The sequence below is a fragment of the Empedobacter stercoris genome (assembly GCF_020281205.1).
GTDB lineage: Bacteria > Bacteroidota > Bacteroidia > Flavobacteriales > Weeksellaceae > Empedobacter > Empedobacter stercoris.
On sequence record NZ_JACXZC010000013.1, the window covers coordinates 18,449 to 32,756 of the forward strand.

15 protein-coding genes are annotated in these 14,308 nt (G+C 30.4%); 7 read left to right on the forward strand and 8 right to left on the reverse strand.

Features of this window, described 5'->3' with window-relative positions; all coding sequences use genetic code 11:
* Nucleotides 1-210: 210 nt before the first annotated feature.
* The gene (locus IF125_RS07680) at nucleotides 211-1,077 is read left to right on the forward strand and encodes an O-antigen ligase family protein (RefSeq protein WP_225542079.1); all 867 of its coding nucleotides are present in this window, start codon (nucleotides 211-213) and stop codon (nucleotides 1,075-1,077) included.
* A gap of 91 nt (nucleotides 1,078-1,168) precedes the next feature.
* Here the strand turns inward: IF125_RS07680 and IF125_RS07685 are convergent, their stop codons facing one another.
* On the reverse strand, nucleotides 1,169-2,194 hold the full coding sequence (locus IF125_RS07685) for a hypothetical protein (RefSeq protein WP_225542080.1): 1,026 nt from the start codon (nucleotides 2,192-2,194) through the stop codon (nucleotides 1,169-1,171).
* A complete protein-coding gene (locus tag IF125_RS07690) occupies nucleotides 2,184-3,260 on the reverse strand; it encodes a glycosyltransferase (RefSeq protein ID WP_225542081.1) in 1,077 nt (358 codons plus the stop codon). Before IF125_RS07690 ends, IF125_RS07685 begins: the two co-directional genes overlap by 11 nt.
* 90 nt (nucleotides 3,261-3,350) lie before the next feature.
* On the opposite strand from IF125_RS07690, the gene IF125_RS07695 reads away from it, so the two are divergent.
* Nucleotides 3,351-4,739 (forward strand): exopolysaccharide biosynthesis polyprenyl glycosylphosphotransferase, encoded by a 1,389-nt coding sequence (locus IF125_RS07695; protein WP_225542082.1) that lies wholly within the window; start codon nucleotides 3,351-3,353, stop codon nucleotides 4,737-4,739.
* A gap of 82 nt (nucleotides 4,740-4,821) precedes the next feature.
* On the opposite strand, the gene IF125_RS07700 is transcribed toward IF125_RS07695, so the two are convergent.
* The gene (locus tag IF125_RS07700) at nucleotides 4,822-5,010 is read right to left on the reverse strand and encodes a hypothetical protein (RefSeq protein WP_171622946.1); all 189 of its coding nucleotides are present in this window, start codon (nucleotides 5,008-5,010) and stop codon (nucleotides 4,822-4,824) included.
* 39 nt (nucleotides 5,011-5,049) lie between these two features.
* Here IF125_RS07700 and IF125_RS07705 point away from each other — a divergent pair, with 39 nt between their 5' ends.
* Nucleotides 5,050-5,994, forward strand: a complete 945-nt coding sequence (locus IF125_RS07705) for a DUF6427 family protein (protein ID WP_171622947.1) — start codon at nucleotides 5,050-5,052, stop codon at nucleotides 5,992-5,994.
* Here the strand turns inward: IF125_RS07705 and IF125_RS07710 are convergent.
* Both IF125_RS07710 and queD read right to left on the reverse strand, forming a co-directional pair.
* Nucleotides 5,929-6,756, reverse strand: a complete 828-nt coding sequence (locus tag IF125_RS07710; RefSeq protein ID WP_171622948.1) for a UDP-2,3-diacylglucosamine diphosphatase — start codon at nucleotides 6,754-6,756, stop codon at nucleotides 5,929-5,931. The two genes, IF125_RS07705 and IF125_RS07710, sit on opposite strands and share 66 nt — an antisense overlap.
* Complete coding sequence (gene queD / locus IF125_RS07715; protein WP_171622988.1) at nucleotides 6,732-7,178, reverse strand: 6-carboxytetrahydropterin synthase QueD; 447 nt, start codon at nucleotides 7,176-7,178, stop codon at nucleotides 6,732-6,734. Before queD ends, IF125_RS07710 begins: the two co-directional genes overlap by 25 nt.
* Before the next feature lie 40 nt (nucleotides 7,179-7,218).
* Between queD and IF125_RS07720 the strand changes: the two genes are divergently transcribed.
* Nucleotides 7,219-7,884 carry a ComF family protein gene (locus IF125_RS07720; RefSeq protein ID WP_171622949.1) on the forward strand — a complete coding sequence of 222 codons (666 nt, stop codon included), beginning with the start codon at nucleotides 7,219-7,221 and terminating at the stop codon, nucleotides 7,882-7,884.
* Between the two features lie 27 nt (nucleotides 7,885-7,911).
* Nucleotides 7,912-9,669, forward strand: a complete 1,758-nt coding sequence (locus IF125_RS07725) for an Ig-like domain-containing protein (protein ID WP_225542083.1) — start codon at nucleotides 7,912-7,914, stop codon at nucleotides 9,667-9,669.
* Nucleotides 9,670-9,689: 20 nt separating this feature from the next.
* On the opposite strand, the gene IF125_RS07730 is transcribed toward IF125_RS07725, so the two are convergent.
* Together IF125_RS07730 and radA are read right to left on the reverse strand one after the other, a co-directional pair.
* Entirely contained in the window at nucleotides 9,690-10,100 is a 411-nt protein-coding gene (locus tag IF125_RS07730) for a DUF2752 domain-containing protein (RefSeq protein WP_188319443.1), read from the reverse strand.
* A gap of 63 nt (nucleotides 10,101-10,163) precedes the next feature.
* Complete coding sequence (gene radA, locus IF125_RS07735) at nucleotides 10,164-11,528, reverse strand: DNA repair protein RadA (RefSeq protein WP_225539547.1); 1,365 nt, start codon at nucleotides 11,526-11,528, stop codon at nucleotides 10,164-10,166.
* 197 nt (nucleotides 11,529-11,725) lie between these two features.
* On the opposite strand from radA, the gene IF125_RS07740 reads away from it, so the two are divergent.
* Complete coding sequence (locus tag IF125_RS07740; protein ID WP_225542084.1) at nucleotides 11,726-12,517, forward strand: hypothetical protein; 792 nt, start codon at nucleotides 11,726-11,728, stop codon at nucleotides 12,515-12,517.
* On the forward strand, nucleotides 12,510-13,286 hold the full coding sequence (locus IF125_RS07745; RefSeq protein ID WP_225542085.1) for a hypothetical protein: 777 nt from the start codon (nucleotides 12,510-12,512) through the stop codon (nucleotides 13,284-13,286). The genes IF125_RS07740 and IF125_RS07745 overlap by 8 nt, the downstream gene beginning before the upstream one ends.
* Here IF125_RS07745 and IF125_RS07750 read toward each other — a convergent pair.
* Complete coding sequence (locus IF125_RS07750) at nucleotides 13,276-14,283, reverse strand: lysylphosphatidylglycerol synthase transmembrane domain-containing protein (RefSeq protein WP_225542086.1); 1,008 nt, start codon at nucleotides 14,281-14,283, stop codon at nucleotides 13,276-13,278. The genes IF125_RS07745 and IF125_RS07750 overlap by 11 nt on opposite strands.
* Nucleotides 14,284-14,308 lie beyond the last annotated feature (25 nt).

Below are 14,308 nucleotides of genomic sequence, written 5' to 3' on the forward strand. Positions count from 1 at the left end.
TTAGAGATAGTTTTTTTATGGAATAATTTAGATTCTCCAAAAATATTTAAACCTCTAGAAAAAGTTCTTTCTTTTTTAATATTTCCATTATTTATTACATTAAATTATAAGGGGTATAAATATTATTATATTGCAGATTGGTATAGAAAGGTGTCAACATTTTTGATTGTTATATTGATGATACGTTTCTGTATTATTTCTCCTGAATATGTGAATAAGTATATAAATGGAATTCATTTATGGGAAATGGGGTATGTCTTTGCCAATAGTTTTGGAAATCATGCTCCTGCAGTGAATATGAATATTGCTTTTGTTGTAGTACTCAACTTATTTTTTATGTTAAAAAATTATCCGAAAACGAAAGTGTATAATTTAGTTTTGTTGATGGCAAGTATTATTTCGTTATTCATTATCAATACTAGACTTTCATTGGGTAGTTGTATATTATGCTGTTTAATAGTAGTAATTTGGTTCGCATATAGAAAGTATAAAATAAGAAGTATTTACTTTATAGGTGTTTTTACAATTGTAACAAGTCTTATTTTGGTAATCGCTTTTATTTCAAATCCATATATGAAAGAGAAATATTCTAAAGTAACTTTTGCTAACATGGATAAAATTGGAAAGTTAGATGAGGTTGAAAATCCAGACGGAGTTTTACACAATGCTTTAGTGACAAGAGTAAGTATATGGAAGTCTACGATAGAATTAGGCAATAATTCGTTTTTTACAGGAGTAGGTTCTGCTAATGCAAAACAAGCGCTTTTTAATTATTTTGAACTAACTAACCAAAAGTTTTTATCTAAATATGAATTTCCAGTTCATAATCAATTTTTAGATTATTTTCTTCGATTTGGGATTATAGGGTTTATATCTTTAATTTTTTATTTTGGTTATATGTTAAAACTTTCTTTAGCATCTAAAAATATTATAGGAATTAGTTTTGTACTAAACTTTTTTTTATCGAATTTATTTGATGATTTTTTAATTCGTTTCGATGGAATATTATTCAGTGCGATATGGTTTAGTTTGATTGTCGTTTTTTATCTAGATAGAATCCAAGATGAGGTCAAATAAAAAGTAAAATAATTAAAAATAAGAGACTTAATTATTTTTGAATATGTGTTAAAAAACGACTTACAAATAAATAGACTCAATAACAGAAATACTAATTTCCTTCAAAATCAATTTCTTTGATATCATAGGTTATATCAGCACTTCTTGTTGCAGAGTATATATCTAATCCTGTTATAAAATTTGTTTTATTGAAATCAATATCATTAAAATATTTTAGGATTAGAGGTTTGAAATCAATAGTAATATTTTTATATGAAGAATCAATATTATCTATTCCAACTTTATTTCCATGTAATAAGGTTCTTTCGATTGTTACCCCTTGGTTAAGAATAGTTTCCTGAAAAAAAATATCATCATTAGGATTTCCATTGTAATCTTTATTCGAAGGATTAGAAAAAATTACACCAATCAAATACGATTTAAAGATAGAACCATTATCATTGTAAACACTAAATCTAAAATCACAAGTAATATAGGCTCCCGACCAAACAGTATTGTTTAAAGGAGGTTTATAATCGTTTAGTTTTGCATTGAATGTGACTTTAAGAGTATTAAAATCATTAATATTATAATTGGCTTTGAATGAGTGATTACCTCCGCTCCAAACATTGTCTACAGGCCAGTATTGTGGCCAATTGTTAAATATAAAACCAACTTCTCTTAATTTATCATTATTTAAAAATTTAGCGTTGTTGATGATTCTAAATTCTAAAGGCTCATTATTTGAAATCCTATTATCATTTAAAGTTAAAAAATCAAAACCGGGATTGGATTTTTTTTGATTATAGTCATAGCCCAAAGTCACCCACATTAGTGAATAGTTTGAAAGATTAGATGTATGAATAGTTTGATTAGAAATAGGATCAAGATAAGATGAATCCCATTGATTAGATGGTGATCCTAATAAATGTCCTTCTGTTAAATTAGAATAATAATTTCTAAACATTGCGCTATCCTGATTATAAAATACCCAAGATTTTTTAGTTATTTTAGGATTCCAAAGTAAACTGTTGGAAATACCGTATTTTTTATTTTCAGTATAAACTTGATAATTATAACTTTTACAATTAAAGAATATAAGCAAAAATAAGGCAACAATGAATAATCTAATTTTCATAAATATTAATTAAATCGTAGAAATTTTTTTGACTGTCAAACTTATTTTTACAACTTAGGTATGCATTTTTTCCCATTTTTTCCCTTGCTTCAGCTTGCTCTAAGAGAGTGAAATATTCATCTAGTTCCTCTATTTTTGTGAATAAATAACCATTAATCCGATGATCTACAATATCTTTGTTTCCTATCACATCGGTAGCTACAATAGGTTTGTGGAATGCGAGTCCTTCTAATAAAGCAATTGGTAAACCTTCCCAAAGAGAAGTTTGTAATATTACATCAATTCGATTGAGGTGTTTATACACCTCTTCAGAATTAAAAAACCATCCTGTGACCTCAATATTTGGTGCAGTAATTTCATGTCTTAATTCTCCATCTCCAATCCAAATAAATTTGTATTGTGGAAAATGAAAAGCTATTTGATTAAATAGTTTTGGGTTTTTTTGTTCAGATATACGTCCAACTAATCCTAATGTAAGTTGGCTATTATTAATAGCGATGTAATTACGCTCAACTTTTTTCAAATTTATCCCATTACGAACTAAAGTCGCTTTTCCCAATTTTTTAGCTATTTCATATTCTGTGTCACCGCAAGCAATTGTAGTTCCTCCAAAAATAGATTGTGTATATTTTTCAATTATTCGATATAAATTTTGTTTGGAAGAAGAAATATCTTTACGTAGGAAAGAATAACCATGAGGAGTGTAGAATAGCTTATGTTTTTTGAAAGAAACAAAACTTGCCCAACGACCTATTACACTTGCTTTAGAAGAGTGTAAATGGATGACATCAGGATTAACTTTTCGTATAACTTTGGCTAATTCATAAGTTGAAATAAGATCTTTTATAGGATTTAGGTTTTTAACCATGTCCACTTTTATTAATTTAACCTTATCTCCAAAATCCTCCTTAATTTTTTCTGGTACAATTTCATCTCGTTTGTCATTATAAACAATAATAGTTTCATAATCGTTTAATACTTCTTTTTGACTAAAAAAACAACTAAGATCTTTAAAATAGGTATGAACTCCACCACCTAAGGCTTCTATGATATGTAAGATTTTCAAAATTTGTAATGCTAAAAATAAAAAATAGTAATCTCAACAATTTAAAAAGATTTCAATAGAATTCTTTATATATTTGGCAAAAGTAATAAAATGTTTTACAAAAATAAGTTCTTTGAAAGAAAGGTTTTTTTATATTTATTTGATTTTATTATATTATCATTTTTATTTTATAATTTCATTAGATTACAATATGATTATTTTTACACGATAGATTTAGTTCATTTACCTAACTTTTATGCAATAGTTGATGCCCATTATAAAGCATACACACTTACAATTGTTTCTTGGTTTATTATTGCTGATTATGTTAAACTATATTCGATAAAGAGAGTAAATTATTTAAGAGAATTAATAAAAAAAGTTATTTCTCAAAGTTTTCTTTTTTTTGTTATTGTTTTTACCATTTCTGGATTAAAGACCGAAAGTCTATTATCTAATAAATTGGTAATACTTCTTACTTTTATAATTCTATTTTATCTACTCATAACTCGTATTTTAATGTTTTATCTATTCAGAAAAAAATATGAAAAGGGTGAAGATTTAAAAAATATTTTGATTGTCGGAGAAAATTTAAATTCGATGCGTTTAAAAAATATTTTAGATGATAGAAAACATTTTGGATTAAATGCTATTGAAAGTAATGGATTAGATTTAAAAGAAATAATAAAACTGATAAATCAATATGATATAAAAGAAGTTTTTATTTCCCAATCAGGCATTCAAGATTATCATTTTGAAAATAAAATACTAGCCTATTGTGAAAATAACCATATTGAAGTAAGTTATGTACCAAATTCTTTAAACAATGATTTAATAAGTTTAGAGGTTAATTACATTGATACATTACCTATTTTCAAATTAAAAAAATACCCATTAGAGCAAACAAATAGTCAAATACTAAAATCATTATTTGATATTATTTTTTCATCTTTAGTTTGTGTATTTATATTAAGTTGGTTGTTTCCAATTATAGCTTTATTAATTAAACTAGATTCTAAAGGATCTGTCATTTTCAAGCAGAAAAGAAGAGGGCTTAATGGTAAAGAATTTGATTGTTATAAGTTTAGAACAATGCGTAATGATGGAACAAATTCTATTAAAGCTACTGTTGTTAATGATAATAGAATTACTAGAATAGGTCATTTTCTAAGAAAAACAAGTCTTGATGAATTTCCTCAATTTATAAATGTTCTCAAAGGAGATATGTCTATAGTTGGGCCTAGACCTCATATGATATCACAGGACATATATTATAGTGAAATAATAAGAAAATATAATCTTAGAAATTATGTGAAACCTGGAATTACGGGTTTATCTCAAGTAAAAGGGTTTAGAGGAGCTATAGATTGTGATAAGGATATGGAGGATCGTATTCGAACAGATATTTTTTATGTACGAAATTGGTCTTTATTATTAGATATTCAAATCATTTACCAAACAGTAGTACTTGTTTTCAAAGGTGACGAAAACGCAATATAATTCACAAAAAAACCCTTTACAGTTATTGTAAAGGGTTTCTCGAATTAATTCGAAAATATATTTTTATACAAATAAAGATGGATTATCTTTCGTATTTTTTTTCATTTTCGGTTCCAAAGCTAGCGATTTTAAATAACCACCATCCCATCAATGCGCATCCGATGAATGTAAATAACCATCCAAAGATAACGCCAACTGGAGATAATAAATTTTCAAAAGTCCATTTGAAAATATCACCAATCGCAAAAAATAAATCAGTTATAACTCCCATATTCTAGTTTATTGCTTAATTTGCATCAAAGTTAATAAAATGTTGGTTAATCTACTTGACAAAAGGAATTTTTTTATACAGATTTTTATCATTGTACTGTTTACATTGCTTGGAGCAGCGAATTTTAACAGTATTGATCTGAGTAATTTAGAAAAATTGGGCGTATTTCTAACGATTTTAACAATTGCTTTTGTAGGTTATACCGATAATACAAACGATTTAATTAGTACGTCATCATATCCAACGTTTATTTATATTTTATGGCTAATGCCTTTTATAGGCGGATTGTCAGACTATCGTATTGCAGGAAGTTTATTGCTTGTTACCTATATTACAGTACAATTGTTGTACTTCGAATCCGAAAAAAATGATACATATAATGCGTTTGATATAGGTGTGTTTATGAGCTTTGCAATTTTACTCAATCCTCCACTTATATTTTTAGGAATAGCTATTTTCGCTTATTTCTTGACGCTAAGAGTGGTAGAACCTAAGATTCCTATTCTTGGATTTTTAGGATTTATTCTTCCAGTATTAATTGTAGCACAAGTAAGTTTTCTTTTAGATTATTACTTTATGTACGATTTTTATAAAGAACAATTAATGTTTACAATGGTACATTTCGAATTGAAACAATTGTTTTTAATTCCAGTTGCAATTGTCTTAATTTACTCTATTGTTAATCATTTCAAGAATATCAATAAGCTGACAGCTCAAAAGAAAAGAATCTTTTTGTTGATGCACTTTATGTTTCTCGTCATTTTTATCACTTATATTCTTTACGGAGGAAATAATGATACTTATCTTGCTTTTTTAGGATTTAGTATTATGCTAATGTTGACCAGATATTTTACCGAAAGCAAACCGAAAATAGAGTGGCTAAAAGAAGCTTATCTATGGATTTTTATGATTTGCTTGTTAATCTATAATTTTTATGATCGAATCCCGAGATTCTTCTCCTTGATTACGGAAGTAAGTTTTTAATTCGAATTCCTTTCCATCAAAAACACCATAGGTAAAATAGTTAATCCAATCTCCAAGATTGATGTGACGTGCTTTACCTATCGCAATTTCCATTGGTAAATGTCGATGTCCATAGACAAGGTAATCGTAGTATTTTCGATGCAATTGTTTGCGACTGTATAAGATCAACCATTCGTTATCAATACCAAGAAAATTGACATCTTCATCGCCCGAAATCATTTTGTTTTTTCGCGAAGCTGTAATTCCTAACCACATAGCTAAATCGGGATGAAGTAAGTAAAAAAGAAATTGACAAACTTTGTTGGTAAACACTTTTTTCATGCGTTTGTAACCTTTATCTCCAGGACCTTTTCCATCGCCATGAACAATAAAAAACTCTTTGTTGTTGATGATAAAATCTTGTTTATCTCGAAAAACGATTGCATTGATTTGTTCTTGCAGATAATCTTTCATCCATAAATCATGATTACCAACAAAAAAATAAATTGGAATTCCACGATCAGATAGTTCGGCTAATTTTCCTAAAACACGAACAAATCCTTTCGGAACAACATGTTTATATTCGAACCAAAAATCAAATAAATCACCAATCAAAAATAAAACACCACAATCGTCTTTTATTTCATCAAGCCATTTTACAAACAATTTTTCGCGTACCAAACTATCTTTTTCATTCGGAGCACCAAAATGATGATCCGAAGAAAAATAGGCCTTTTTACCAGCTTCTAATTGAATGTTTATTGGTTGTCCTCCGCTAACCATTCTGCATAAGAATTATCTGTTTCATGTAATTTTAGCGCAACCAAATCAATATTATTTGGTAAAAGAGGCTTTATTCTATCCACAATCCACAAAATCATATTTTCTGCAGATGGTTGATAATTTGTAAATACAACATTATGCCCTTCGGCTAATAATTTTTCACCCAAAGATTTGTGAGGAGAATTTTCGTTCAATAGAATAGCATGATCAAAAAGATCAACAATTTCTTTGTTGACAATTTTCTTCAAATCTCCAAAATCCATCACCATTCCAAGTTTCACATCGTTGATATCCTCAGAAGGAACACCTTTTACAGTAACAAATAATTTGTACGAATGTCCATGTATATTTTTACACTTTCCGTCATAACCATGCAATGCATGTGCAGTTTCGAACGTAAAAGCTTTTGTAAGTCGAATGATTTTCATTAAATTTAGTACTAAACTTTAATTTGCAAAGGTAATGGAAATCAAAACAATCGTAAATTCTTTGGTTGATTTATTTTTTCCGATGCGTTGTTTGGATTGTCAAGAGGTGATTCAACCTTCGCAGTTTCTGTGCGTTTCATGCTCAACCAATCTCGCATTTACCCATTGGCAATTTGATCAAAACAATATAGCTTATTCTAAATTACGAAATATATGCGAGGTAGAAAATGTTGTTGCTTTGTTAGAATTTAAACATCACAATACAACGCAAACAATTTTGCATGAAATGAAATATAGAAATCGTCCACAAATAGGAATTGATTTAGCACAGTTAATCAAATTTGATTTGAGTGATTATGACGGAATTATTCCGATTCCATTACATCCAAAACGATTGAAAAAAAGAGGGTATAACCAAGTTGAATATTTTGCACGAACATTGGCTGAAAATAATCAAATCAATTACTTTTCGGATGGATTAATTCGAGTTAAATATCATTCATCTCAAGTAAATGAAGATAAACAACATCGGTTAAATAACTTGAAAAATGCGTTTGAAATTAATCCAAATCTAAAACCTGGACATTATATTTTGATTGATGATGTGCTAACAACAGGTGCTACTATTGCCTCGGCAGTTAAACAGTTTAATTTTTCAGAAAATTTTAAGATAAGTGTAATCACCATTGCTTGTGCTTAATAACAAGCTTTTTCTTAACTTGCGTCCATGAATAAGACGACACGTTTTTCGCTTTTGATGTTAACTATTTTGACGGTTATTTCTTGTGCAAGACAGGGTTCGCCAACTGGTGGACCTAAAGATGAAACACCGCCAGTTTTCCTAAAAGCTGCTCCAGACACGTTGGCAACGAATGTAGATGTCAATTTGCAAGAAGCAACAATCAACTTTGATGAGTATATTATCTTGAAGGAATACAGCAAAAATGTGGTGGTTTCTCCTTCGTTTCAGATACCGCCAATTGTAACGCCTCAAGCATTAGCAAAGAAAAATATTTCAATAAAATTTCAAGAACCACTTTTACCAAATACAACCTATAGTTTCAATTTTGGTGATGCAGTTCAAGATTTTAATGAGAACAATAAGTTGTCAAATTTTCAATATGTTTTTTCGACAGGTAGTTTTATCGATTCGTTAAAAGTAACGGGGCATGTAAATTCGTCTTATGATTTTAAATTACCAGAGAAGATATTGGTCGGACTATATAAAGTAGACAGTGCATATACCGATAGTGTGGTGTTGCAAAAGAAACCATATTATATTGCAAGAGCAAATGATAAAGGAGAATATCAGTTAAATTATTTGGCTTCAGGGAAATATAAACTGATTGCATTCGAAGATAAAGTAGAAAATGTAATGTACGATCATGGTAAAGAACGTTTAGCTTTTCATAATGAAGCGATAGAATTGAATTCGAATCAGGCAATAAACTTGAATTTATTCAATCAAAAACCAGCATATCGTAAGCCAGAAGCAAGTTTCAAACAAGAGGGTTTGATTGTGTTTAAAACAACTGGAGCAACAGAAGATGTAACGATTACACCTGTAGGGAAAGAATTTAAATCGGCTTACATTGAGAAATTTCCAAAGCAAGATTCGATTAACTTTTGGTTTAATCCAAAGGTGGACACCATATCAGGGAGAAGCGCAAAATTAAAATTTAATGTGCAACATAAGGATCAAATTGATTCGATTAGTGCATTGTATTCAAAATCGAATGTTGAACGTAAATTAGAGTTTAAAGCGTTAAATGATCAAAAATTAGCACCGAATAAAACGTTTAAAATCCAAGCTAATGCACCTATTAAATCGTTAGATTTAACTAAAATTCACGTATTCAAGGATACAGTTTCAATACCATTCAACGTTTCGATTGATACGATTAATGCACAAAATTTAAACTTTGTTTTTGATAAAAATTTAGATGAGAAGTTTGAGGTAAATATCTATCCCAATGCGTTAACGGATGTTTTAGGAGAAAAGAATGATACATTGGCATATCCAATAAAAATGGGAACGCGTGGTGATTTTGGGCATTTGAAATTAACGCTTCAGAATACGCCTTCAAAACCATTTATTTTGCAATTCCTGAAAGCAGATCAAAACTTTACAGTTTTAGAAGAGATTTATAATCCAGCGAATAAAAATTATTTTGAGTTTAATTTTATAGAACCAGGCGAATATTTGTTCCGATTGTTGGTAGATGAAAATGCAAATGGAAAATGGGATACAGGTGATTATTTATCAGGTAAACAACCTGAACCAATTTATTTGTATCCAGAACCAATTAAAGTACGAGCAATGTGGGAGGCTACTGAAACTTGGGTTTTAGGAGAAGCGAACCAAGCTGTTTCGTTACCAAATGATGAGGTAGATTCGGATAAAAATAGAATACGTCGAGGAGAGTTAAAAGAAGGTGAGGAGCGTAGCGCTACACAATCAGATCAAAAAAAATTAGAGGAATAGTTCCTTTAATTTTTTTTGATTTAACCTTCTGGTGCTAAATAGATAAACGGTGAAAGAGGAATATTCCTTAAAATCGAATAAATTAATAAAAAGAGTAGAAAGTTTCGCGCGAAACTTGTTGAAAAATGAAACTTACTCGATAAAGGTTCCGCTAAAAATATATTTCCGATAATAGAATAATAAAAACGTATGCAAATATATAGCGCAAAGGGGAGTAGCAAATTATACCGCAACGATTGTAAAATATGGCCGTGTGTTAATAAATAAAAAGCGCGTTGACCACCACAACCAGGACACCATAAGCCAGTTATTGCATGAAACATACATTTTATTGTAAACGGACTTTGGTTGTTGTAATAGCCGTAAAAATAAGCGATTCCCAAAATTGGCAATACGGTTGCTAATCCATAAACTAAAATCCGCTTTTTCATATTATTTCGTTTGAAACAAAACTATAATATACATGTAAATCCAATTATTTGATGACTTTTAATTTATTGAAACAACATACGGTAAAGATCTTCGACTTTTGAAATTCGGACAATTCTGATTCCAAAATCTGTATCTTTTATTTTGTTGTACTTTGAAACAAATATAACATCAAATCCTAATTTTTCCGCTTCCGTAATACGCTGTTCTACACGATTTACAGCCCTTATTTCGCCGCTCAAACCAACTTCGCCAGCAAAACAACAGTTATCAGGAACAGCAGAATCTTCGCTCGAAGAAAGAATTGCAGCGATAACAGCCAAGTCAATTGCAGGGTCGTCTACACGAATTCCTCCTGTAATATTCAAGAAAACATCTTTCATATTCAATCGAAAACCAGCGCGCTTTTCCAAAACAGCCAACAACATGTTCAATCGCTTCGCGTCAAAACCAGTAGCAGTCCGTTGTGGCGTTCCATAAACAGCTGTCGAAACCAATGCTTGAATTTCGATTAACATAGGACGAACGCCTTCCAAAGTGGCTGCAATCGCATTTCCACTTAACAATTCGTCTTTTTTTGTAATCAACACTTCGGATGGATTTGTGACTTCGCGCAAACCGGCACCTTGCATCTCGTAAATTCCGATTTCTGCAGTCGAACCGAAACGGTTTTTATTCGCACGTAAAATTCGATAAATATGGTTGCGATCACCTTCAAATTGTAAGACAACATCCACCATGTGTTCCAAAATTTTTGGTCCAGCAATTACTCCTTCTTTGGTGATGTGACCAATCAAAATAATCGGTGTGTTGGTTTCTTTGGCGTACTGAATCAACTCAAAAGTGGTTTCTCGAATTTGAGAAATACTTCCGGGAGAAGATTCTACATAAGTGGTTTGTAAGGTTTGTACAGAATCGACAACGATCAATTGAGGTTGAATCTCTTTTGCGTGCGCAAATATTTTTTGCGTATTTGTTTCAGGTAAAATAAAACACTGATCAGATTCGATACCAATTCGTTCGGCACGAAGTTTTACTTGCGAAACAGATTCCTCGCCAGATACATACAAGATTTTAATCGTATCTAACTTTAAGGCAACTTGCAACATTAAGGTCGATTTTCCTACACCAGGTTCTCCACCAACCAAAATAACTGATCCAGGAACAATTCCGCCTCCTAAAACGCGGTCTAATTCTTGGTTTTTAGTCGAAATACGGATTTCTCCCAACGGATTAATTTCTCGAATATTCAGCGCGAAAGTTTTCTCTTTTTTATCCGATTTATCTTTCCATGATTTTTTTTCTTCGCCTTTGTCAACAATTTCTTCAACAATGGTATTCCATTCACCACAACTTTTGCATTGTCCCATCCATTGTGAGGTTTGCGTGCCACAGTTTTGGCAGAAATAGGTAGTTTTTGTTTTAGCCATAGTTTCAAATTTACACAAAAATAATGGTTTAGCGCGACAAACTGTGGAGTTCTATTTGTGAAATTTTTTAATACAATAAGTAAATAACGTTAATGATAGTCCACTTTTTTAACAAATTAACTACTTTAGATAAAGTTGAGTTAAATATTGATTTACAATCATTTTCTCGATTATTTTTAAGAGAAAATTGAATGCCAATGATGAGAACTTTACTTTTTAACCTATTTTTCATTTTATGTAGTTTACTTTATGCGCAATCAACCTTAATCACAGGAAAAATTATGGTTGACGATGCTGATGAAGTGATGGATCTGAGTGGAGCAACGGTTGAAAATTTAATGACAAAAGCCAAAACAAAAGCCAATTCGGAAGGATTATTTTCGATAAATGTTAATTTGAATGATGAATTATACATTAAGCATTTGGGGATTCAAGATCGAAGTTTGAAAGTTACTGAAGCTATGATGACGAAAGGATTTGTAAGTATTCACATGAATGTAGAAGTAATCGAATTGGCTGAAACAAATATTCAGAAACTGAATAAAGATGCGTTTAGGAAAATGGGAAAAGAGAAATCGTTTCAAGAAAAATTAGGAGATGAAATGGGAATTAATTCACTTGATTTTAAAGCTAAATTGAATCTAAAACATGATGAAGAAATAGTCAATCGAACAATCAAACAGGTTGGTGGAGTTAATTTATTGGGAATAATGAATCTTTTCAAAAATCCCAAAAAGCGTGTTAAAAATCCAGTTCCACTAAAAATAGTGAAAGAAGATCAATTGCTTGCGCTTCGTAGGTTTTATACGACTTATTATTTTGTTAATGATTTGAAGACTCCAGAAGGTAAAATCAATGAGTTTTTAGATTATTGTTATTCAAATTTTGATTTTCCAACGTTGTTAAGGGGTAATAATTTTGATGAAATACTTTTTATCATAGAAGAACAAGCTCCAATTTATTTAGCAAAAATATCGAAGAATGAATAAATTTTTATACATCTTATTTTTTAGTTTGATCAGTATTTTTTCGCTTGCACAATCCAATTTGATTACTGGAAAAGTGGTGATTGACGATGGTATTGTGGGACAAGATATTGTTGAGAATATTTTGATTACCAACGAAACGACTAATGCTAAAGCATTTACAAACTCGAAGGGAATGTTTTCGATCAAAGTTTCTGTTGGTGATGAATTGGTTTTTACGCACGATTTTTACAAAAAGCGTTCAATCAAAATAACAGCAGATATTTTAGCAAAAGGAATGTTGACCATTCATTTAAATATTGAAACAATAGAATTAGCTGAGGCTCGGATTAATACATTAGACAAAAACTTTAAGAATAATATTAAGCTCAAATACGATAAAGTAGATGATTTGTATAAAGGATTGAATCTTGGAATTGATCCCAATTTACGTTTCAGGAAGATCGATCCGAATGCCTCTTCAATGTTGAATAACAATGGATTGTTAGATCCATCTAATTGGATTGCAACAATTTCTGGACAAAAGAAAAAAGCAAAAGTAGAAAGTAAATACTTTAAAAAAGCAGATAAAATCAAAGAGTTAGAAAACTATTTTACAAAGAATTATTTTGTCGAAAGTTTGAATATTCCTGAAAATAAAGTCAGTGATTATGTAACGTATTGTTATCACAATTTCGGGTTAGAGAAATTAATAAAAGAAAATAAATACGATAAAATAACTGAAATATTAGAAGATCAAGCGTCCAAATATTTGGAGATGATTAAACAGTAGAATCTCGACGAATTTTTGCAATTTTATAAATCGCGATTAAGCCAAAACTAATCATCGAAATAACTTGAGCTATATAAAGTATTAACCCAAAATAGTCGCCAATAGCTCGTCCTTCGTGCTGATCGCCGCCTTTAGCAAGATACACTGCTGAAAATGCGATCGACATGACGTAAGGATAAGCTAATCCGCCAGAAACGGGCAAAATCATTCCAAAAGAACCTGCAATTAAAAGAAATAAACCTTCTGCAATTCCAAAGTTTTCGGTATCTGGAAACGCAAAGAAAACTAAATAGGTCATCAAAAAATAACAAATCCAAAGAGCAAAAGAATAAAAGATAAATAGACTTCTTCTTTCTAATTTTGAGATTGATTTGATTCCTTCCCAAAGTCCTAAAAGAAATGTTTTAATTTTCTCGAAAAACTTCAATTGGATAATTTTTTTCCAGAAAATGGCAAGTAACATCATTCCAAAAAGAACAATTCCAATTGCGATGTAATACTTTAAGAAAGAAGGTTCTGTTGTTGGTTGTTGTGCTTTTTCTTTGTTTCCTAATTCTACAAAACGCATAAAGGTCTCGTAATTAAAAATAAGTGTTAATCCGAAAAATAAGCCTAAAAATAAGAGGTCAATAACGCGCTCTAAAACAACTGTACCAAATGATTTTTCGAAAGGGACATTTTCCATTTTATAAAAACTTGTTGCTCGTGCAACTTCGCCACTTCTCGGAATGGTTAGATTCATAAAATAAGCAAAGGCAATTGCCCAAAAACCAGATGAAGTTTGGGTATTGTACCCCATTGGTTTGAGAAGAAGTTTCCAACGAGCGGCACGTATCCAATAGGTGAGGATACTAATAGCCATTGATGCAAAAATCCAAAAGTAATTGGTCTCTTTTAAAACGTTTGCAACTCGTTCGAAATCAATTTGCCTCACTGTTATTACCACAAAAAAGAGTGCTAACAATGAAGCAATGATTAAGAAGAGTGATTGTTTCATCTTACTCTTCATATAAATGTTTGAA